17 protein-coding genes are annotated in these 21351 nt (G+C 43.4%); 12 read left to right on the top strand and 5 right to left on the bottom strand.

Translation table 11 applies throughout. From position 1 onward, the window contains the following. The first annotated feature begins 796 nt into the window (after positions 1–796). The 6 genes from nifH (at position 797) to ACRRSW_RS10400 (ending at position 6267) form a co-directional block, all read left to right on the top strand. Positions 797–1675, top strand: coding sequence for a nitrogenase iron protein (nifH, locus tag ACRRSW_RS10375; RefSeq protein WP_432453304.1), 879 nt, complete (start codon positions 797–799; stop codon positions 1673–1675). Positions 1676–1720: 45 nt separating this feature from the next. After that, positions 1721–3178 carry a nitrogenase molybdenum-iron protein alpha chain gene (gene nifD, locus ACRRSW_RS10380; protein ID WP_432453303.1) on the top strand — a complete coding sequence of 486 codons (1458 nt, stop codon included), beginning with the start codon at positions 1721–1723 and terminating at the stop codon, positions 3176–3178. 104 nt (positions 3179–3282) lie between these two features. Next, positions 3283–4854: a nitrogenase molybdenum-iron protein subunit beta gene (gene nifK, locus ACRRSW_RS10385; protein WP_432453302.1), complete on the top strand. Its 1572-nt coding sequence runs from the start codon at positions 3283–3285 to the stop codon at positions 4852–4854. Between the two features lie 63 nt (positions 4855–4917). After that, the gene (gene nifT, locus ACRRSW_RS10390; RefSeq protein WP_432453301.1) at positions 4918–5130 is read left to right on the top strand and encodes a putative nitrogen fixation protein NifT; all 213 of its coding nucleotides are present in this window, start codon (positions 4918–4920) and stop codon (positions 5128–5130) included. A gap of 28 nt (positions 5131–5158) precedes the next feature. Further along, positions 5159–5848, top strand: coding sequence for a NifB/NifX family molybdenum-iron cluster-binding protein (locus tag ACRRSW_RS10395; protein ID WP_432459304.1), 690 nt, complete (start codon positions 5159–5161; stop codon positions 5846–5848). Further along, the gene (locus ACRRSW_RS10400; protein ID WP_432459305.1) at positions 5836–6267 is read left to right on the top strand and encodes a hypothetical protein; all 432 of its coding nucleotides are present in this window, start codon (positions 5836–5838) and stop codon (positions 6265–6267) included. The genes ACRRSW_RS10395 and ACRRSW_RS10400 overlap by 13 nt, the downstream gene beginning before the upstream one ends. A 260-nt stretch (positions 6268–6527) precedes the next feature. On the opposite strand, the gene ACRRSW_RS10405 is transcribed toward ACRRSW_RS10400, so the two are convergent. Further along, entirely contained in the window at positions 6528–7172 is a 645-nt protein-coding gene (locus ACRRSW_RS10405) for a hypothetical protein (protein WP_432459306.1), read from the bottom strand. A 674-nt stretch (positions 7173–7846) separates the two neighbouring features. On the opposite strand from ACRRSW_RS10405, the gene proV reads away from it, so the two are divergent. Genes proV through proX form a run of 3 tightly spaced genes read left to right on the top strand, consistent with a single transcriptional unit; the run spans position 7847 to position 11184 of the window. Continuing rightward, positions 7847–9034 carry a glycine betaine/L-proline ABC transporter ATP-binding protein ProV gene (gene proV, locus ACRRSW_RS10410; RefSeq protein ID WP_432453291.1) on the top strand — a complete coding sequence of 396 codons (1188 nt, stop codon included), beginning with the start codon at positions 7847–7849 and terminating at the stop codon, positions 9032–9034. 2 nt (positions 9035–9036) lie between these two features. Next, entirely contained in the window at positions 9037–10146 is a 1110-nt protein-coding gene (gene proW, locus ACRRSW_RS10415) for a glycine betaine/L-proline ABC transporter permease ProW (RefSeq protein WP_432459307.1), read from the top strand. Between the two features lie 27 nt (positions 10147–10173). Beyond that, positions 10174–11184 carry a glycine betaine/L-proline ABC transporter substrate-binding protein ProX gene (gene proX / locus ACRRSW_RS10420; protein WP_432459308.1) on the top strand — a complete coding sequence of 337 codons (1011 nt, stop codon included), beginning with the start codon at positions 10174–10176 and terminating at the stop codon, positions 11182–11184. 158 nt (positions 11185–11342) lie between these two features. Here proX and ACRRSW_RS10425 read toward each other — a convergent pair whose 3' ends face one another. Both ACRRSW_RS10425 and ACRRSW_RS10430 read right to left on the bottom strand, forming a co-directional pair. After that, positions 11343–11948, bottom strand: coding sequence for a LysE family translocator (locus ACRRSW_RS10425; RefSeq protein WP_432459309.1), 606 nt, complete (start codon positions 11946–11948; stop codon positions 11343–11345). 19 nt (positions 11949–11967) lie between these two features. Next, positions 11968–12798 carry an AraC family transcriptional regulator gene (locus ACRRSW_RS10430; RefSeq protein WP_432459310.1) on the bottom strand — a complete coding sequence of 277 codons (831 nt, stop codon included), beginning with the start codon at positions 12796–12798 and terminating at the stop codon, positions 11968–11970. 526 nt (positions 12799–13324) lie between these two features. Here ACRRSW_RS10430 and ACRRSW_RS10435 point away from each other — a divergent pair. Further along, entirely contained in the window at positions 13325–13912 is a 588-nt protein-coding gene (locus ACRRSW_RS10435) for a phospholipid scramblase-related protein (RefSeq protein ID WP_432453285.1), read from the top strand. An 897-nt stretch (positions 13913–14809) separates the two neighbouring features. On the opposite strand, the gene ushA is transcribed toward ACRRSW_RS10435, so the two are convergent. Then, positions 14810–16525 (bottom strand): bifunctional UDP-sugar hydrolase/5'-nucleotidase UshA, encoded by a 1716-nt coding sequence (gene ushA, locus ACRRSW_RS10440; RefSeq protein ID WP_432459311.1) that lies wholly within the window; start codon positions 16523–16525, stop codon positions 14810–14812. 453 nt (positions 16526–16978) lie between these two features. Between ushA and ACRRSW_RS10445 the strand changes: the two genes are divergently transcribed. Together ACRRSW_RS10445 and ACRRSW_RS10450 are read left to right on the top strand one after the other, a co-directional pair. Beyond that, complete coding sequence (locus tag ACRRSW_RS10445) at positions 16979–18202, top strand: cystathionine gamma-synthase family protein (RefSeq protein ID WP_432453283.1); 1224 nt, start codon at positions 16979–16981, stop codon at positions 18200–18202. A gap of 40 nt (positions 18203–18242) precedes the next feature. Continuing rightward, the gene (locus tag ACRRSW_RS10450) at positions 18243–19052 is read left to right on the top strand and encodes a transporter substrate-binding domain-containing protein (protein WP_432453282.1); all 810 of its coding nucleotides are present in this window, start codon (positions 18243–18245) and stop codon (positions 19050–19052) included. A 207-nt stretch (positions 19053–19259) separates the two neighbouring features. Here the strand turns inward: ACRRSW_RS10450 and ACRRSW_RS10455 are convergent, their stop codons facing one another. Continuing rightward, positions 19260–21227 (bottom strand): methyl-accepting chemotaxis protein, encoded by a 1968-nt coding sequence (locus ACRRSW_RS10455; protein WP_432459312.1) that lies wholly within the window; start codon positions 21225–21227, stop codon positions 19260–19262. Positions 21228–21351 lie beyond the last annotated feature (124 nt).

The raw sequence follows: 21351 nt of genomic DNA on the forward strand, positions 1-21351 counted from the left end.
CATTACTTTTAAAAAATTGATACACATACAATCAATCTAATATCAAACTTAGCCGTATTATCTTCATTGGTAAAGATGGAATTGCTTACTGGCTAGTGATGTGAAAAGGTTGATCATGGTAACAAATAACTAGACTGTCATCCCAACTCCCCAAACACATGTTTGCGCTATTGTGAGCAATGATGCAGCAAGCCATTTATAGGATTTAGTCGTGATTTGTCAGAACGTGGGTAAAATCGAGTATGAGCGACTATCCGTTATTGGTTGAGGATACCGCCCCTTATATTAGGCGCTAGCGGTTTATATTGCGGTTAATGCTGTCGCCTATCGTGAGTGGGATGTGTTTGCGCATATCATTGAGTTAAGCCATAACCACGATAAACCGAGAGCCACAGCTCTAAGTTTACTGCTGCAAGCATTGCACAATCTGTTGTGGTGTTCACTTAAGCAGCTGAAGCTGCTGGTTAGGTTCGATAATGACATTTAGCCCAGTGGCATGATCGAGCTGCATTTTATATTACTTGTCCTGAACATTTTCTCAATATTGAGTGATTTAATTGTATCTAAGTCATTTATTCATTTGTTGGGGGTCGCTCCGCAAGCACAATCATTCTTACAATGATTGTTGTGTAAGCGACATTGATGAGGGCTTTGTGGCACGCACTTGCGACAAAAACTTCTTAGTGATGATTTATTCTTGTTTTTATTCAACGACTTATGGTTTTTATTCCAGTTGGCTCGGTATTCGCAATAGTTACTGCGGGAACCGTTTATCAAGCTAAAGGAAGAAAATATTATGGCTATTCGTCAATGTGCAATTTACGGAAAAGGTGGTATTGGTAAATCAACTACTACCCAAAACTTAGTAGGTGCTTTAGCAGAAGCTGGCAAGAAAGTAATGATTATCGGCTGTGATCCTAAAGCGGATTCAACCCGCCTTATTTTACATGCAAAAGCGCAAAACACCATTATGGAAATGGCTGCTGATGCGGGTTCTGTAGAAGATATCGAATTAGAAGATGTACTTAAAGTCGGTTACGGCGGTGTTCGTTGTGTTGAGTCTGGCGGTCCTGAGCCAGGTGTAGGTTGTGCGGGTCGTGGTGTGATTACTGCGATTAACTTCTTAGAAGAAGAAGGCGCCTATGAAGAAGATCTCGATTTCGTATTCTACGACGTATTGGGTGACGTGGTTTGTGGTGGTTTCGCTATGCCTATTCGCGAAAACAAAGCGCAAGAAATCTACATCGTGGTATCGGGTGAGATGATGGCGATGTATGCCGCAAACAACATCTCTAAAGGGATTTGTAAATATGCTGCCACCGGTAGTGTTCGTTTAGCGGGTCTGATTTGTAACTCACGTAAATGTGACCGTGAAGATGAACTGATTGAAGCGCTTGCGGCCAAAATTGGTACTCAAATGATCCACTTTGTACCGCGTGACAACGTTGTACAACAAGCTGAAATTCGTCGTATGACCGTGATTGAGTACAACCCTAAATGTAATCAAGCCGATGAATATCGCGCCCTCGCCAATAAAATCATCAACAACAAGTTATTTGTCGTTCCGACTCCTGTGACTATGGATGAGTTAGAAGAGTTGCTTATGGAATTCGGCATCATGGACGCAGAAGACGAGTCGATCATTGGTCAAGTTGCTGAAGAAGTGACCGCCTAATCATTCACCAACCAAGTGATCTTATTGATGCTATAGGAGGCAGCAATGTCTAACAATAAAGCAGAAACTCAAGCGCTGATTGATGAAGTGCTAGAAGTTTATCCAGAAAAAGCCAAAGCGGATCGTAAAAAGCACCTCGATGCCAACGACAGTGGAACGGGTAGTTGTATTACCGCTAACCGTAAGTCGTTGCCAGGGGTGATGACCGCGCGGGGCTGTGCTTACGCGGGTTCGAAAGGGGTTGTGTGGGGACCAATTAAAGATATGGTGCATATCTCTCATGGTCCTGTGGGTTGTGGCCAATACTCACGCGCTGGCCGTCGTAACTATTATACCGGTTATACCGGGGTAAACAGCTTCGGCACCATGAACTTTACCTCTGATTTCCAAGAGCGCGACATTGTGTTTGGGGGTGATAAAAAACTTGCCACCATGATCGACGAAGTGGAAATGTTGTTCCCATTAGCGAGCGGGATTTCTATTCAATCAGAATGTCCTGTAGGGCTGATCGGTGATGATATTGAAGCGGTTGCTAAAACCAAAGGTGCAGAAATCGGTAAAACCATCGTGCCAGTGCGTTGTGAAGGTTTCCGTGGGGTGAGTCAGTCGCTGGGTCACCACATCGCTAACGATACTTTACGAGATTACGTCTTGGATAAGTCGGAAGGTAAAGAAGTAGCGACCACCGATTACGATGTGGCCATCATTGGTGATTACAACATTGGTGGTGATGCCTGGTCTTCACGGATCTTATTGGAAGAAATTGGTTTACGGGTCGTGGCGCAGTGGTCGGGTGACGGTACCTTACCAGAGCTTGAAAATACCCCTTCGGTGAAGCTTAACCTAGTTCACTGTTATCGTTCGATGAACTACATCTGTCGCCACATGGAAGAAAAATACGGTGTGCCATGGATGGAATACAACTTATTTGGTCCCACTAAGTGTGAAGAATCCTTACGCGCTATTGCGGCCAAGTTCGATGAGAAAATTCAGGCCAAGGCTGAAGAGGTAATTGCTGGTTACAAAGCGCAATGGCAAGCCGTTGTCGACAAGTACCGTCCTCGCTTAGAAGGCAAAAAAGTTATGTTGTATGTGGGTGGTTTACGTCCGCGTCACGTGATTGGTGCCTATGAAGATTTAGGTATGGAAATTGTTGGTGCGGGTTATGAATTTGGTCATAACGATGATTACAGCAAAACCGTCCCTGAAGTGAAAGATGCCACCTTGATTTACGATGACGTAACAGGTTACGAGTTAGAAGCATTTGCCGACAAACTGAAACCCGATCTGATTGGTGCCGGTGTGAAAGAAAAATACATCTTTCAAAAAATGGGGATCCCATTCCGTCAAATGCACAGCTGGGATTATTCCGGTCCTTATCATGGCTTCGATGGGTTTGCTATTTTCGCCCGCGACATGGACATGACGCTGAACAACCCTTGTTGGAATAAGTTAACGCCACCATGGAAGGCGGATAAGACAGAAAATCAAGCAGCTGCTTAAGTGCAGTCTAGTTTGCTTAGCAAGGTCAGGATGAGTGCAACCGCACTTGAGTGTTTAACTCAATCCGTTAGTTCACAGATGAGTGGCGCGGAAGGAGATATAAAATGAGTCAATCAGTAGACGATATCAAAGCTGGCTACCCGCTGTTTCAGCAGCCAGAATATCAAGACATGATGGCGCGCAAACGTGCCGATCATGAAGAAGGCGTGAGTGACGAGAAGATCAAAGAAGTCTTTGAGTGGACCACCACCGAAGCGTACCAAGAGCTTAACTTTTCACGCAAAACCTTAACCATCGATCCCGCAAAGGCCTGCCAACCACTTGGTTCGGTATTATGTGCCTTGGGTTTCGAAAAAACCCTCCCTTATGTACATGGTTCGCAAGGATGTGTGGCTTATTTCCGCACTTACTTTAACCGTCACTTTAAAGAGCCAGTGGCTTGTGTGTCAGATTCAATGACCGAAGATGCAGCGGTATTTGGCGGCCAAAAAAATATGTACGACGGTCTTCAAAACTCCTTGGCATTGTACAAGCCAGAGGTGATTGCTGTTTCTACTACCTGTATGGCGGAAGTTATTGGTGATGACTTGAATGCCTTCATTGGTAATGCCAAGAAAGAGGGTTACATCCCAGAAGACTTGCCAACCCCATTTGCCCATACACCGAGTTTTGTGGGCAGTCATGTCACCGGTTGGGATGGCATGTTTGAGGGCTTTGCCAAGTATTTCACGGGCAAAAACATGGACGATAAGGTGGTCGCTAGTAATGGCAAAATCAACCTTATTCCCGGCTTTGAAACCTACTTAGGAAACTACCGAGTCATCCATAGCATGCTGCAGCAGATGGATGTTAATTACAGTCTATTGAGTGATCCTTCGGAAGTACTCGATACGCCAGCTGATGGCGAATATCGTATGTACGCAGGCGGCACACCGCTGGCTGAGCTAGAAGATGCACCAAACGCGATTACCACCATTTTGCTGCAACCCGATCAGTTGGTAAAAACCAAGAAGTTTGTGGAAGGCGTTTGGAAGCATGAAGTGCCTACACTCAATATTCCAATGGGCTTAGATTGGACCGATGAATTCTTAATGAAGATTTCTGAACTCACTGGCAAAGCGATCCCTGAATCACTGGCGACCCAGCGTGGCCGTTTAGTAGACATGATGACAGACTCGCATACTTGGCTACATGGAGTCAGCTTCTCTATCTATGGCGACCCAGATTACTTAATGGGTTTAACTAAATTTCTGATGGAATTGGGCTGTGAAATTAAACACATCTTATGTAATAACGCCGCAAAACGCTGGCGTAAGAAGATGGAAGCCTTGATTGCGCAATCGCCAACTACGGCCAATGCTGAAATTCACGTCGGTAAAGATCTATGGCATTTCCGTTCATTGGTGTTCACTAATAAACCTGACTTTATGATTGGTAACTCATACGCCAAATTCATCCAACGCGATACCAAAGCCAAGGGTGAAGAGTTTGAAGTACCCCTGATTCGACTGGGTTTCCCCATTTTCGATCGCCACCATTTGCATCGTAACACCACTTTAGGCTACGAAGGCGGCATGTATATGCTGACCACGCTGGTCAACGAAGTGTTGGCAAAACTCGATGAAGACACTTCAGAGCTGGGTAAAACAGACTACGGTTTCGATCTGGTTCGTTAAACCTCGTTATCTGTATGAAGCAATGGCCGGTGCACTGCTCCGGCCATCTTAAGGAATCTAAGTATGCCAAATCTTATTATTAGCCGTGAAGCTTCCGGTGCGCTGCAGGCTTATATCGCCAAGAAAGACCTGGAACTGCCCATTCAAAATTTACAGTTTGAGCAAAGCGACCAGTGGGGCGGAGAAATCGAACTCAGTGATGGGAGTAAATATTACATAGAACCCGTTAACCCAGAGCCTACCTTGCCTAAAACCTTTCGTGCCCGTCGAGCCTAATGTTTAGTTTTATCATCAGGAGAAAGTTATGAGCGTTTCAATGAGTGACCAGTTAGCCTTAAGGTTAGCCATGGCGTCGAAAGCGATGCCTGATATCGAATTAAAACAATTTGTCGATATCTTGGTGAAACACTGTGGTGAGCCGCTGACCGAGAAAAAGCTTCGTGCTTTAAGTCCCAAGGCTTTACGCGAAGTACTTCAGTCTTCAAGCGCTCATCTTGAACGCGGTCAAGTGAATCAAGTACACGCCATTTTTAGTTCGACTCAGATCAGTGCTATGCAACCACCAGAAGTGCCCGTGAGTCGCGAACTCTCTGGATCGGTGCTGCAATTAGCCGTGAGCTCGAACAATTTGGAAGATATAGACGGTCATTTTGGCTCGTGCTTGCGATTTCTGATTTATCAGGTGAACTCACAGGGCTATCAATTAGTCGATGTGCGCCCAGTGGTGGAAAATAAAACTGGGGACGAACGGACCAGCTATTTGATCGAACTAATTGGTGATTGCCAATTGCTCGCGACCCTATCGATTGGTGGGCCTGCGGCGGCACGAGTTAGTCGTGCCGACATTTTGCCGCTGAAGCAATTAACCCCGCAGCCCAGCCAGATTATTTTAGAGCGTTTGCAAGAGGTGATGCAGGCCCCCCCACGATGGTTACAACGCTTGCTTGATAAGCAACAAGCAATACCTACAGAGGACTGTTTATGCACACTGTAACAAACAAAGACATGAAACAATGCGGCTGTAAGGGTGAAGCGCACAACCATAAACCCAAACATCAACATGAGTGCCAATGCCAGCAAGAAGGGGGAGAGCATACAGCCGAACATCAATGTGGTTGTACTTCAGATCAAGGCGAAACCCAATTTGAAGCGCTGGATATGGCGATGCTCGGTAATTTAGTTCATCGCCTCGCGGACCCAGCCACTTTTGAGCAAAAGTTGAGTTGTTTTACCAAGCATCATCCTGGCGTTCGGGTGATCGTGTGTAGTGAGGACGACATGGCAGAACGTGAACCGTTTCTGGCCTGCGAACACTTTGACATATTTTTAATGGCTAACGGTATGGGGTGCGCCCGTATTACCGATAGTATTGAACTGGCCATTGGTGTAATTATTGCGATGCACGAAGAGTAGACCCAAGTATGTGATAATTTTATTGCGAAGGTGTGGCTTCTATTTGAGCAATGCGGCATTTCGAGAAAATTTGTCGATTCGCGATTCTCAGTGGTTGATATTCAACAATGATTCACAGCCGCCTTGAGTGAGTGGTGCGCTTGTTTTTATTTAATTATACCTATGTAGCGGAAGTTATTGTTTACTATAAAAATATTAGCTTATTGACATCAAGCCACCAAATAGGTGGCTTGGATTCTAACCGTTTCCTACTTCATCGCTTAGAGACGTTCTATGGAATAAATTGCGCCGGAATCTTTCATTAATTTGAGTTGTTTGATGTCGAAGGATAAAGGTTCATCATCATAGTAAGAATCAGCTAAAGCCTTATTCTCTTCGATGTCTTTACGCACACCAGAGGCCTTATTGTAGGCAACCTGACTCACTTGAAACGTCACTTTGTTTACTGAAATTTGTTTTATTCGGATCAGCCCATATTTGTATTTTGGATCTGCTTCGGTAAATATTTTTGTGAAATTAACAATATATAAATCGTTAATCACGGGTTGCTCGATATAAGCCACTTCTTGAAGGCCATTTTGCTGTAAGGAATAACTTAGCGTTAAGGCCAAACAGGCAATGATAATCAGCCCGGAAAACATCGGTAGAGTGTTTTTTAGATTATAAACCGTGCTCTTGATTTGCTTCGCTAAGTCGCTTGGTAATTCTTTGCCGATGAGTGTTTTTTTGCAATGAGTACATTCGATACCAACCTTTTTGGAGGTAACAAATGTGGGGATCCAATATAGGTGAAAGTATCGAAGTAAGCCGAAAGTAATAAACTGTTCATTTTCACAACTTGGGCACTGGAGTCCTTCTATGACGTGCCCTGATATGGATTTACCCTTTGAGCCAAAAAATATCATTCCTTTCTCCGTTTTTGCTTCAGTTGTTATTACTTTGTGGTTGCTTATGACGACAAAGTCATCAGCTGATCACGATTTCAGCATTAAATAATAGTTTACTTATTAAACGTCTGTCGTTATTCAAAATCAAGAATAAATATCTAATTTAAAGAGGCATATGAATAGCGAATAACTTGGTGAATTTTGGTTTAACTTAAATCTGTATTTATCGCTACGTTTTTGTGACTGATACCGTACATAGTTTTTATAGCTGCCATGCAAAAGCCAATACGAGTCACTCAGTATGAGAGCGATAAAACATCTGGCTCAAGACGTTTCAACTTTTCGCTTGAAGTCATATTGAACGGTATTGACTTGGTTTACGCTCGTCTTTTGGCAAAATTAATAGGTTTTTCTGTGGCACAAACACCGACCTAAAATCAGTCATGGCGAATAAGATCTATTTATCTGTTTGTAATCATCGGTGAAAATACATTCAGTACGAAGTATTGTGCCGCTTGGGAACACTTTATACAGAAACAAGAATGTGTATATAACGCTATGATAACATTGTATTTTATTCGGTTTTAATTACGCCGTTATCAAACTGAATACTTGAAGTTCGTCACAAAAATGTTTAGAGTACATAACAAATATGAATGATTTAGTTTCATACAAAATCAAGGATGTAATTAATGCGAAGCATACTAGAAGTGAAAAGCTTGTATAAAGTGTTCGGTGAAACACCCGAACTCGCTTTTCCTCTAATAGACAAAGGTCTCGATAAAGATCAAATATTCGAGAAAACAGGACTCACCGTTGGTGTGAAAGATGTTTCACTAAGTATTCAAGAAGGTGAAATTTTCGTCATCATGGGCCTATCGGGTTCAGGAAAGTCCACCCTTGTGCGTCTGCTAAATCGATTGATTGAGCCTACTCGAGGTAGCGTATTACTGAATGGAAGAGATATCGCTAAAATATCCGAAGCAGAATTAAGGGAAGTTCGTCGACAAAACGTATCTATGGTGTTCCAAAATTTTGCGCTGATGCCACATATGTCAGTGATTGAGAACGCGGCCTTTGGTTTGGAACTGGCAGGTATTGAACTCAATCAACGCAATGCCAGTGCGAAAGCCGCCTTGGATAGGGTTGGCTTAGATGCCTACTGTGACTCATATCCAGATGAACTTTCTGGTGGTATGAAGCAGCGTGTTGGTCTTGCAAGGGCTCTGGCGAACGACCCAGATATTTTGTTGATGGACGAGGCTTTTTCCGCTCTCGACCCGCTGATCCGCACCGAAATGCAAGATGAGTTAATCCGCTTACAAAATGATGATAAACGAACGATTGTATTTATCTCTCATGACCTCGATGAAGCCATGCGTATTGGTGATCGAATTGCTATTATGCAAGATGGGATCGTCGTTCAAGTGGGAACTCCTGATGAGATCTTACAAAAGCCAGCTAACGATTATGTGCGGTCATTTTTCCGTGGGGTAAATACGGCGACTATTTTCACAGCCAAAGATATCGCGCTTAAAAATCCTGCGGCAGTATTTAAGAAGCATGATAATGACGGTCCGGCGACCGCAATTCAATTGCTGGTAGATAATGATCGAGAGTTTGGCATCGTCGTTGACCGGGCCAACAAATTCTCGGGTATTGTCTCTTTAGATTCACTAAAGGCTGCCAAGAAAGATAATGCATCTTTAAGCAGCGCTTTACTTCCTGACACCATCACTATTGACCCAGAACTATCCGTTAGCGAGCTGATTGGCCCAGTTGCTCAAGTTCCTTATTCGGTGCCAGTTGTCGACCAACATGGTAAGTATTTTGGCGTGATTACTAAATCACGACTGTTAAAAGTATTAGATAGAGAATAGACATGACAACGGAAACAACGCCTGCGACAGAGATAGTAGACCCTTGGGCGACCGCAACCTCAGCGCCGGTTGCCGATCCTTGGGCAACCGCCACGCCAGCAACATCTGCTGCTGATCCTTGGTCCAGTGGTGCAGCAGACACCGCCAGTGCAGCCAATGATTGGCTAACGACCAATGCTGCACCGGAGTCATTTGATTGGCTTCATCCTTTTAAGGAGGCTGTCATTCCTTTCGATCACTGGATCGAAACCGCTTTAAACTGGCTAGTCGCCCATGGTCGGCCGTTATTTCAAGCCATTCGGGTCCCAATTGACATTATTCTACAATCTTTTGAAACGACCCTAGTGTCTACACCAGCACCGATAATGCTGTTCATCCTATTTTTGATTTCTTGGCAGTTAGCTGGGCGCAAAATGGGCATTGCATCTTTGCTGTCACTGACCATTATTGGTTTAATCGGCGCATGGTCTGAAGCCATGGTTACCTTGGCATTGGTGCTGACCTCAGTATTTTTCTGCTTATTAATTGGGCTCCCCATGGGGATTTGGCTGGCGCGAAGTCAGCGGGCTGCACGCATTATTCGACCCATGCTAGATGCCATGCAAACAACCCCCGCTTTTGTTTATTTAGTCCCCATTGTGATGTTATTTGGTATTGGTAATGTGCCCGGTGTGGTGGTGACGATTATTTTTGCCTTACCACCAATTGTTCGGCTCACTATTTTAGGGATCCAGCAGGTTCCAGAGGAGCTTATTGAAGCGGGACATGCCTTTGGCGCAAGTTCGAAGCAAATGCTTTATCGGATTCAACTTCCTTTAGCAATGCCCACGATTATGGCCGGAGTCAATCAAACCTTAATGCTGTCTTTATCGATGGTGGTTATTGCGTCGATGATCGCGGTGGGTGGCCTTGGTCAAATGGTACTGCGCGGTATCGGCCGTTTAGATATGGGGATGGCCTCGGTTGGCGGCCTCGGTATCGTTATTTTAGCTATTTTACTCGATCGGCTGACTCAAACCATTGGTGTTGAATCACGTGATCAGAAATCACGCTGGTATCACAGTGGCCCAGCAGCTTTTATTCACTCTATCTATCGTAAAGTTAAATCCTAATTAGACTTGAAACTCAAGGAGAGAAATATGAATACAACATGGAAAAGCTTGCTTACTGCAACGACCATGCTTACGGCGACGCTTTCAACTACGGTCTTAGCCGAAAAACTTCCAGGTGAAGGTATTACGGTTCAACCCGTTCAGTCAACTGTGGCAGAAGAGACATTTCAGACACTGATTGTAAATAAGGCGATGGAAGCTTTAGGTTACACCGTGAGTCCAACTAAAGAAGTGGACTATAACGTTGCTTATACTTCAATTGCTGAAGGTGATGCAACGTATTTAACCGTTGGCTGGTTTCCATTGCATGCCGATAAATATGCAAAAGCGGGCGCTGATGAAAAGTTCTTTCGCTCGGGAGAATATATTTCTGGTGCCGCTCAAGGTTACTTAATCGACAAAAAGACCGCGACTAAATACGGTATTACCAATATTGCTCAATTAAAAGATCCAAAAATCGCTAAGTTATTTGATGCTAATGGTGATGGTAAAGCTGACCTAACGGGCTGTAACCCTGGTTGGGGATGTGAAGGTGTGATTGAACATCAACTTTCTGCTTTCGGTTTAGAAAATACAGTTACGCATAACCAAGGTAATTACTCAGCGATCATCGCCGATACTATTTCTCGTTATAAAAATGGTGGTTCGATCTTGTATTACACCTGGACCCCTTATTGGGTGAGCGGTGTATTGGTCCCAGGTAAAGATGTCGTTTGGTTGGAAGTCCCGTTCTCGTCGCTCCCTGGCGAACGAACAGATGTTGATACCACTTTACCGAACGGTAAGAATTATGGTTTCCAAATGAACTCAATGAATATTGTTGCGAATAAAAAGTTTGCCGCAGAAAACCCAGCCGCAGAGAAGCTATTTTCTATCATAAAACTGAACATTAACGATGTTAGTGCTCAAAACATGATGATGAGTCAAGGGAAAAACAAAAGTAAGGATATTGAAGCCCACGCAAATGGATGGATTAAAGCCCATCAAAAACAATTTGATGCTTGGATAGCGGAAGCGAAAGCCGCTCTCGTGAAATAAGCAACGCTGGTTTTAGTTATCGGTGAACTCTAAAAGTTCTGAGAATTTGACGCTTAAAAGGGTCACAGGCTCAGAACTTTTTTATTGGAAACTAAACTCGCATTGGACAGAAAGGTGACTTGTACCATATCGAGCTAAGTTAATTATTGCTGAGTTTACTATTTTATAATTTCTTGATATGCGTATTCATGAGCGATGCTGAACGCCACTAATACCAGTAGTCCTGACATGGATCGATTAAATATTTTGAAGTAAACCGGATTATTTAGCTTTTTTCCAAGTTGCATGCCGATGATCGAGTAGCTAGTCGGCGCGCCAAAAGCAAGCATCGATAAACCCACAGACCAAAGAATCATACTCATTCCATAAATATCTTCTGCCGGGAACTGAATGGTTGCGATAGGCAGCGTTGCAACTAATCCTTTGGGGTTTAATAGTTGTATAAGAAAACCATCCCAAAATGACAAGGTTTTTTTATCATTGGACGAGGGCTTAATATCCACACTCGTTTTCATGATCTTCCATGCGACATATAAAATGTAGCAGCACCCCAATAAACTGAGGTAAGGTAGTAAGACAGGGTTTACCAAGGTCGCACCAAGCAAGCCAAGGCTAATAAAAAGTAGTAACATCGCGAACGCCACACCAGCAAAGAAGCCGATGTGACCACGAGTGTTTCTATTGATACCGCTATGCATGCCTAGTAGATTGACAGGCCCAGGCGAGTACATAATACTAAAAGCATAGATTAGAATGCTTAACATATTGAAACCTCGAATAAATTTATGCAGAAAGTTGGCGTTGGAAGGTTTTTGGCGTCATTCCATATACACGTTTAAAATGGCGGATCAGATGACTGCTATCGGCAAATCCAGCCATGAAAGCCGCTTCATTTAGTGATTGTCCTGACTCGATAATTTTTCGCGCAACATTGACTCGGCAGCTCAATACGTACTGGTGAGGTGTAATCCCAAATTGCTGACGAAATAGCCGAATAAAGTGAAATTTAGACATGTTGGCAGCCATGGCTATATCGTCAATTGATAAATCTTGCGCGAGGCTGGCCAAAATATAATCCTTTGCCCTAAGCAGCAATTTATCGCTTGGTTTATTATTTGGTTTCTCAATGCTTAAAACCCCAGACATTGATACCAGTGATTGTGCAATTCGAAATAAGCAAGATTCAAACTCGATTTTTGAATAGTGGGCTTGGTCGATGATGGATGAAAATTGGAGGATCTGGTGGCGAAGCATCCGGTTTTCGATCAAGGGTTGCTCAAACCTTGGGATCGAATGTTGTGGGTAACCGAGGGCTCGGAATAAGGGATGAAGTTCCTTTGGATGAATATAAAGCATTACATACTTAAGATGTTGCTCTCCTCCGGAATGTCCGTCATGAACTTGTTCAGGGTTGAACAGCAACACTCCACCTTGAGGACTCTTGTGATAAGCATTTTGGCAGAAAAAATCTTGGCGGCCCTGTAAAGTCACACCCAAAGAATATTCTTCATGGGCATGTTTAGAATAGGAAAAATCACTCATGGTGGCATTTAGCGCGGTGATATTTTTCCAGCTGCTGCTATTGATGAACTGGAATTGATTCTCTTGCGCCATTGGCTTGCCCTTCTCGATTACTCTCCGTTGATCTTGAATATCAGTATAGGGAGATTTGCGGCGAAAAGATTGAACAAAATTGCGAAACTAAGTGCTGAATATTTACGGCATTAGCTTTGTATTTATACCAATGTCACTCATTATCTGCTCATTCTTGTTGGCCTAAATCAGCGCTGACTGTGTCGTGAATCTTATCATTGAGCCTTTAGTTAACGCATTTTATGCTTGGTTATCGGCAGATTTATTCGGCGCCATTAGTTTGCAAGATTGGTTTTGCCTGAAAATAACCAAATGGTGATGGTTCGAATTGCGATAAGTTGAGCTTATAGAATCAGACGAGTGATGATCAGCTTTAAATGTGTGAAGGGGTCATATGGCGGGACATGTTGAATGATAATTCCGTTCTGATTTATCTTTACTCCTTTAAATATTAATATTTATCAGTTGCTTAAGAGAAGGATAAAGAGTCTAATTTATCTTTAATAAAGCGTGTACTGCTTGTTACCCCAATGGAGAAAAAATGAGAATGAGCGATGTCATCAATAGTAATTTGTTTTTAGTAAAAGAGCATGTCGGCTTATTCAAAGCTGCCAATAACTTCGATATTTATGACCCTTCTACCGGGGACGTAATCATGCAGTGCAGAGAACCTTCTTTAGGTTTTTTTACCAAGATGCTGCGGTTTACTGACTATAAACGAATGACACCGTTCGACATTCAAATAACCACACCTGATGGGCAGCGCATCGTTCGCCTTCAGCGGGGGATTTCACTGTTTTTATCAAAAGTTACCGTGAGTGATCAAAATAACCAAACGATTGGTGGTTTTGCGCAGAAGTTTTTTTCAATTGGTGGGAAGTTTGATGTGCTTGATAAGCATGATCAAATGATCTGTCAATTGGAAGGAAAATGGACGGGGTGGGATTTCTACTTTAAAAAAGATGGGAAAGAGTTTGCTCACGTCTCTAAGAAATGGGCCGGATTAGGTAAAGAACTATTTACCAGTGCGGATAACTATATTCTTGAAATATCAAATGATGTACCAGAGAACGATGATGTTCGAAAACTCATTTTAGCCGCGGTGATGTGTATTGATATGGTTTTGAAGGAGTAGACGACCGTCCATCAACTGATAGAAGGGCGATGATTGCCTGCGCACTAGCGCTATGTTTCTTCCGGTACTTGGTGCGCTGATCGTTATTTTTTTGAGATAGGTTTTCACAATAAATGGTTAGCGGTAGGGTGAGAGCGTGAGTGTTCGTATTGCAGGTGATCTTAATAATAATGGTTTGGATCTGAACTGAACTAATACGGCGTCTGGCGCTCTATGCCTTATGACAACATTGCTAGGTTATAAATATAAAACTGTTAGCAAAATTTTTGATAATAATGCGATTATTGCTAGTAGTTTGATATGAGGAAAGGAAGATCGATATGAGTAAATTTAGCTTTTCTGAAAATAGATCTTTTTTACGCAAAAAGAAAAGTTTATACATGATTAATTTTTTATCTTTTATTTTTTTCGTTGTATATGGTTTTTTCTTTTGTGTACTCAATCATACCTTTATATTTAGCAGGAGCGGCTTTTATATTTCTAACTTTTATGTTTAGGTTATACATGCTCTTTGATTTTGAAACCTTTTATCATTTTTATAAAAAAGAAACGAGTATATATGCGTTTGTAAATGTTGTATTTAGTTCATTTTTATTTTCATTTTTTTCATTATCATTTTTTATTATATTTTCTCTTTCATATTGGTTTTTGTATGTGGTTAGTCCAGGGAATGTTGTACATGTCATAAAAAACCACAGAGTGAATGTGGCTTTAATCAGAATGTAGGTGATTTAGAGGTTGGCATTCCATGTAGACGTATAAATGATGCAAGATATATTGAAATTAAAAAGTTTACCGGTGGGTATGTTTTGAAGGTTATTTAGGCTGCAGTGGTCAAAGGATTTAAATTCAAATAAAAAGGTAGCTTGAATAGCTACCTTTTTAAATCAGACTTAGCTAAGGGGTAATTAAACAACCATCGCTACTGTCTGAATTGGTATAAACAATATCACCCACCGGATTGTAGTCTGAGGCGACAATACTGCCCTGTTTTTTGAAGAAATCGTATAACACATCGGCGTCAACATAACCGGTTTGCTGTGGTTCTATCACTGGGTAACCATCACCGCCAGCGGCGCTGAAACTCGGCACGGTTAAGGTGTAGCTATCGCTTGCACTGAATGTTTTACCGTTAATCTCATTAATGTTTACGGTTTGAGCCGTGCAATCAACACTCATTTTAACGCCTGTGATTTGAGCATAACCACCAGAGCCGATTTGGATGCTAGCGACTGGGCCTAAGTAGTCAGTGATTTGTTGACCGGTCATGGTACTGAGCGTTACGGTATTACCGAAGGGTTGCACGGTAAGCACGTCGCGATAACTTATTTCACCTGCCGCAATGGAGGCTCGAACACCACCAGAATTCATTACGCCAATATCTGCGACAACTTTACTACGTTGAGCTTCGGCAACTAGGCGGCCTAAGTTAGTTTGTTTATAACGCACGTTGCTGCGTTCGCCATCGAGTAAGCCATCACTTGTGGCGATCACTTCCCCAAGTTTTTCTTGTCCTTGCTCTTGGTAGTAAGACAGAAGTTGCTCTAAGGCCGCATCGGGCTCGATTTTTTCTCCCGCAAGTACTTCGGCTCCGGTTTCGTTACCTTGTGCATCAGTTTCTTTTTTCAATAGGTTCACTGGGATTAATTTGTAGCTAGATAAATGCAGTTCATGATTAAAGTATTCAAAGTCGGCGCGACCGACGTACTTGCCCCATTCATAGGCTTGCATGATGTAGGTGCCGTTTTGTTTATCGGGCACACAGTCGTCTCCGGGCTTGAAGTCGGCGTAAGCACTGCCTTCCATACACACCGGATTTTGTGAGTGACCACCAATAATGGCTTGTAACGCACCGGTTTCTAGATAGTTAGCAAGCGTTACATCTCCCGGGGCGTTGCTGCCGTGAAGGCTTCTTGCGTAGTGGCCCATATGAGTTGATGCCAAAATGACATCAGCGGTTTTTGCCGCTTGAATTTCTTTAATGACCTTGGCTGCTTCTACTTTAGGATCGGTAAATGTGAGTTCTGAAATAAACTCAGGATTGCCAATTTTTACTGTGTCTTCAGTGGTTAATCCAATCACTGCGACTTTAAGACCGTTTACATCGAAAATCTTGTAGGGGTCAAAATAACGAGTCCCATCGGCTTTATAGATGTTAGCGGCGAGCATTGGAAAGTTGGCGATGGAGCGTTGTGAATCGAGGATCTCCAAAGGATTATCGAACTCGTGGTTACCGACTGCCATCGCGTCATAGCCAATTTGATTCATCCCGATGAAATCAGGTACAGCATCTTGTAAATCTGATTCGGGGACGCCAGTGTTAATGTCTCCTCCAGATAGCAACAGTGTCTCTCCGCCATTTGCTTCTACTTCGGCACGGATCTGATCCACCAAGGTTTTACGTGCTGCCATTCCGTATTCATTTTTACTGTTTTTCCAAAAACGGCCGTGATGGTCATTGGTATGCAAAATGGTAAATCGGGTACAAGCATCGCCTGCTTCAGCGCAGCTGTTTGCCTTTGCGATAGCGGCGTCATTATCACTATTATTACATCCTGCTAGTGAAGCTAAAATTGCGCTAGCCACTAGTCCTTTAGTTAATGCGTTTGACATCAAGTTGGATCCTTACTCTATTGTTGTTTGTTAGGTGTGCTTGTATTTTTAGACAAAAGCTCACGACCGCTGCAGTTACGAACGGTTTTAAACACCTTAATCCACTTAGTTTACAAATACATGTCAGTCCATAACTTTATACTGGCCTTGGTTTCTGCCGCAAAACTGATGCGGGGCTTTTTGCTGGTGTTCAGGGTGCTTTTTTATCTCTCGAAGCATGTGTTTTGATGGCTTAAACCGTGCTTTCAATGATGTTATTAGAGTGATTGTGATTTTTGTAAAATATTTGTCAAATGAAGGGGATGACTTTCTCTCTAGGCTCATTTAGGCTTGCCTGAATAATAAAGGGCGCTTTTCCTCGGCTGTCGGCGTATATGCAACTTCGCTTTTGCCTGAATTGGCGTCATAATCCCGACGATGCGCTATTGTCATTGTTTAATTGAAGGCGAATAAATGGAACAAGCTAAAGTAGATAAGAGCTTAATCGGTGTGGGCTCTGCAACCCTAAGTGTATGGGCTGGTGAGCAATCGGGTCACCCCTATGGCGCGACGCAAACGCCCATCGTGGCCAGTGCGGCGCATGCCTATTCTGATATTGATCAATGGTATGAGGTGGCACTAGGTCAACAACCGGGTTTTATCTACAGTCGTATGAGTAATCCAACGGTTGCGGTTTTGGAAGCGAAGCTTAGTGTTTTAGAGCAGGCTGAAGCGGCGGTGGCATTTAGCAGTGGCATGGGGGTGATCAGCAGTGTGCTGTATACGTTTTTGAGTCATGGAAAGCGGGTTGTATCGACTAAAGACAGTTATGGCGGGACTAATAAAATTTTTGAAGAATTTTTGCCGCGTATGGGCGTTGATGTGTGCCTGTGTGACACTTTGGATCATCAGCAAATTGAAGCTCAGATTGCTCAAGGTTGTGATCTCTTGTATTTAGAAACACCCACCAATCCAAGTTTAAAAATATTGGATATTAAACGTTTAGTTGCCGCAGCTAAAAAAGTTGGTGCCTTAGTGGTGGCCGATAATACCTTCGCGACGCCCATCAACCAAAATCCGCTCTCTCTGGGGGTTGATGTGGTGGTACATAGTGCGACCAAATATTTGAGTGGTCATGGTGATGTGATGGGCGGAATTGCCTGTGGTTCTAAGGTCTTGATGGAGCAAGTGCGACATTATCGTGAGATTAATGGTGCTGCGCTCGATCCCTTTGCTGCGTATTTGATTATTCGTGGGATCAAAACACTAGCCTTACGTTTTCGCCAGCAACAGGCGAGTGCTAAAGCCATGGCAGATTTTTTGCTGACACAAGCCTTGGTTGAATCGGTCAATTATCCTGGTCTTGAGCAACATCCAAACCACCTAATCGCCAAGCAACAGATGCGGGGTTTTGGGGCAATAGTGAGTTTTGTGCTGAAAGGTGGAATGGATGCCGTGAAGCTACTATTACCAAAGTTGAAGTATGCCCACTGCGCTGGAAATTTGGGCGCTGTAGAGACAATTTATGGGCCGGCACGTACCACAAGTCATGTAGAAAATACTTTAGAGGAGCGTCAAGCGCTGGGTATTTCTGAAGGATTAGTCCGCATTTCTGTCGGGATTGAAGATACCGACGATCTGCTGGCTGATCTAAAACAAGCACTGGCTGCGACAGCAACCGAATTAGAAAATAAATAATTTATCAATGCAAACAACACCATTTAGTTCAAGGATATACATGAATCCCTTTGTTAAAAACACATTTGCGGGCATTGCCTTTGCAAGTTTGTCACTGATGCATACCACAGCCTCTGCTGCGGAGCCTACCATTGAAACTATTCTGTCCAACGGCGAGTTAAAGGTCTGCTTTGAAGCAGGCTATATTCCCTTCGAGATGAAGAGTAAAGATGGCCGTTATATCGGTTTTGATATTGATATTGCCAAGCTCATGGCGCGTGCTATGAAAGTAAATTTTGTCCCCGTAAATACCGCATGGGATGGTATTATTCCAGCGCTGCAAACGGGCAAGTGTGACATCATTATTGGCGGCATTGCCATCACTCCTGAACGTAATCTCAAGGTGATGTTTTCCAATACCTACATTGAAATTGGTCAAACAGTCTTGTTATCACCAAAGTTGAAAGATAGCGTGAAAAGTTATCGTGATTTAAATGATCCGAAATACACAGTGGTTTCACAAGTCGGCACTACCGGTGCGATTGCGGCGAAGAAGTACCTACCAAAAGCCAATATTGATTTGTTTGAAACTTCGGCGGATGCCGTGTTGCAGGTGAGTAATGGCAAAGCGGATGCGTTTGTATACGACTTACCTTACAACGCTCTATACGCTTCGCAACACCAAGATAAGGTTTATCACTTAGATAGTTCCTTCACCTATGAACCCTTGGGTTGGGCAATTCGTAAACATGACTACCATTTTCTGAATTTCTTAAATAATTATCTTGTTCAAATTAAAAAAGATGGTTCTTACCAGCGGATTTATGACAAGTGGTTTAAGTCGGACGCTTGGCTTAGCAGCATTCAGTAGCCTTCGTTAGGGGGAATGCTTCTTGATAAAAAAGAGCCAGTTTTCGCTGGCTTTTTTTAGGTAACGACTCTCGAGCTTGGTGTCGCGGTATTGATTGGTACCGCAACTCAAGGCTACTAGCTTGTATCTGCGAGTTTGATTCTCGCGGTCACTCTCGTTCGCACAAGCATTATCTCTGGTACCTCATAGGCAATGGTCAGAGTCTTGCTATTGGCGACTCAGTTCATAAAGACGTTGTGCTTGTCGTGTCGCTTCGCTACTCACCTGCCTAAATTCGTCGGCATCACTAACATTTTGATTTGAGATTTCGCGGATCCGTTCTGCAAGCATCTCTACGTTATCAGTGACCTTCGATTGCTCGTTGGTGGCCACGGCAATGTTGTTGGCGCGCTCTTTAATATCATTAAAGGCGCTGACAATTTGCTCGTATTGGCTACGGGTGGTGGTAGAGCGTTGATTCACCGTTTCAGAGTACCCGCGACATTCTTCTATCACCGTAACGCCTTGTTGTGAGGCTTGTTGCAGTTGATTGATCATGGTTTCTATTTCGCCTGCTGATTGCTGGGTTTTTTGGGCGAGAGTTCGTACTTCATCGGCAACCACGGCAAAACCACGTCCAGAATCACCAGCGCGAGCCGCCTCAATCGCGGCATTCAGTGCTAGCAAATTGGTTTGCTCAGAAATACTCATGATGACATCCAATACCTTACTGACCGACTGCGAGTCTTGTGAAAGTTTCTCTATAACAGTGACCGATTCCGCCAATTTATCAAATAGTAAGGAAATGGATTCTGAGTTTTGCTCGATTACGGTAAAGCCTTGATTCACTCGGTCGGAAGAGTCGGTGGTGATCTCCGCCACTGACGCTACATCCTGTGATACCGATGAGGCCGTTGCAGACATCTCATTAATCGCTGTAGCAAGAGTATTATTTTCATCCATTAGTTGTTGCGCTCGCTGTTGGCTTGCCTCGCTCAGGCCATCCATTGAGCTTGCATTATTCTTTACGTTTTCGGCTTCTTGCTTCACACGTTTGAGGATGCCGAGTAAATGATCGCCGTAGTCATTAATCGCTTGCGCTAACTCACTCATCTCATCTTTGCCGTTGATCTTGAGTTTTGTATCGAGCCGACCTTGAATTAATGAGCGAACTTGGTTGGTGGTTAAATTAATGTTGGTAATTAAGCGCTTAGCTGACACCAGTAAGGCAACAATAAACACAAGGATCAAGCCTGCAAAGGCAAGATAGAGGGTGGTGGTTAATGAGCGCATATCTTTTAGTGCCACTTGAGCGGGTAAGATTACCGCCGCAGTCCAGCCTTGATCGGGTAGGGTAAAGCGCACTAGCATCGATGCGTCATTACGAACCACGCCTTGTTTAAACTCAACCATATCCTTATTGTTCGCTTGCAGAGCCGCCGCTAAAGGGGCTAGAGAAGCGTCTTGCTGGCTTAAATCATTTAAGCTGAGCATCGTAATATTTTGCTTACGTAATAAGGGCAGTGAAACAATTTGCCCAGTTTGATCGACAATTAGACTGTAGGTTCCGGTTTCATTGTTTTCAGTGATTAAGCTTTGTTCAATATTAGCTAATTCCACATCGATGGTAGCCACCCCCCAAAATTGGCCATCACGTTGAATCTTGACCGAACAGGTGACCATTGACTCATTGGATACTGGATCAACATACACTTCAGACCAAACACATTGCCCTTGTGTGGCTTGTTTGGCATTGGTGTACCATGACTCCTGCTGGTATGGACTGCTATTTGGCTTATTATAGTCATCTAGGAGGGAGAGCTGGTTTGGCCCTGTTTTGGCCCAAAATAACGAAGCCTTTTGGCTATCTGGGTTAAATTTATTGGGTTCAGGCCAAATGCCACCGCCCACAACGCCTTCACCGCTCTTAATGAGTGGTTCAATGTGGGTAATAAATGTCGCTTTCTCTAGTGGAAGGCCCCCCGCTAGAGCGGCTAAGTTTCGGGTAAGAACGGCGTTTTCGCTGAGATCTTCGGCAATCGCTTTGCCGATGACCTTGGCTTGGAATGTCGCCGTGGTTACGGCTTGGTTCTTAATGACTGGTATAACGACGGTTTGCACGATAGTAAATAACAAAAGTAATGATGCAATCAGCAAAATAGCGCTACCGATATAAAACTTATGTTTAATGGACATGGCGGATACCCTTGTGAAAAATAGAATATTCTTTTATTTGGTTGAGCTTTCTGTTGGTTGAACTTATCGGGAGGTGCTGACCGCAGTTCAAATAAAAAGAGCTACCATTGGCAGCTCTTTTTTA

The sequence above is a fragment of the Agarivorans sp. QJM3NY_25 genome, from assembly GCF_050870875.2.
GTDB lineage: Bacteria > Pseudomonadota > Gammaproteobacteria > Enterobacterales > Celerinatantimonadaceae > Agarivorans.

Bases quoted from the DNA above. Each gene is read 5' to 3' on its own strand.
- nifD (WP_432453303.1), top strand. From the start codon at position 1,721: ATGTCTAACAATAAAGCAGAAACTCAAGCGCTGATTGATGAAGTGCTA.
- ACRRSW_RS10450 (WP_432453282.1), top strand. From the start codon at position 18,243: ATGAATCCCTTTGTTAAAAACACATTTGCGGGCATTGCCTTTGCAAGT.
- ACRRSW_RS10395 (WP_432459304.1), top strand. From the start codon at position 5,159: ATGAGCGTTTCAATGAGTGACCAGTTAGCCTTAAGGTTAGCCATGGCG.
- proW (WP_432459307.1), top strand. From the start codon at position 9,037: ATGACAACGGAAACAACGCCTGCGACAGAGATAGTAGACCCTTGGGCG.
- ACRRSW_RS10445 (WP_432453283.1), top strand. From the start codon at position 16,979: ATGGAACAAGCTAAAGTAGATAAGAGCTTAATCGGTGTGGGCTCTGCA.
- proV (WP_432453291.1), top strand. From the start codon at position 7,847: ATGCGAAGCATACTAGAAGTGAAAAGCTTGTATAAAGTGTTCGGTGAA.
- ACRRSW_RS10430 (WP_432459310.1), bottom strand. From the start codon at position 12,798: ATGGCGCAAGAGAATCAATTCCAGTTCATCAATAGCAGCAGCTGGAAA.
- ushA (WP_432459311.1), bottom strand. From the start codon at position 16,525: ATGTCAAACGCATTAACTAAAGGACTAGTGGCTAGCGCAATTTTAGCT.
- ACRRSW_RS10400 (WP_432459305.1), top strand. From the start codon at position 5,836: ATGCACACTGTAACAAACAAAGACATGAAACAATGCGGCTGTAAGGGT.
- nifK (WP_432453302.1), top strand. From the start codon at position 3,283: ATGAGTCAATCAGTAGACGATATCAAAGCTGGCTACCCGCTGTTTCAG.
- ACRRSW_RS10405 (WP_432459306.1), bottom strand. From the start codon at position 7,172: ATGATATTTTTTGGCTCAAAGGGTAAATCCATATCAGGGCACGTCATA.
- ACRRSW_RS10455 (WP_432459312.1), bottom strand. From the start codon at position 21,227: ATGTCCATTAAACATAAGTTTTATATCGGTAGCGCTATTTTGCTGATT.
- nifH (WP_432453304.1), top strand. From the start codon at position 797: ATGGCTATTCGTCAATGTGCAATTTACGGAAAAGGTGGTATTGGTAAA.
- proX (WP_432459308.1), top strand. From the start codon at position 10,174: ATGAATACAACATGGAAAAGCTTGCTTACTGCAACGACCATGCTTACG.
- nifT (WP_432453301.1), top strand. From the start codon at position 4,918: ATGCCAAATCTTATTATTAGCCGTGAAGCTTCCGGTGCGCTGCAGGCT.
- ACRRSW_RS10435 (WP_432453285.1), top strand. From the start codon at position 13,325: ATGAGCGATGTCATCAATAGTAATTTGTTTTTAGTAAAAGAGCATGTC.
- ACRRSW_RS10425 (WP_432459309.1), bottom strand. From the start codon at position 11,948: ATGTTAAGCATTCTAATCTATGCTTTTAGTATTATGTACTCGCCTGGG.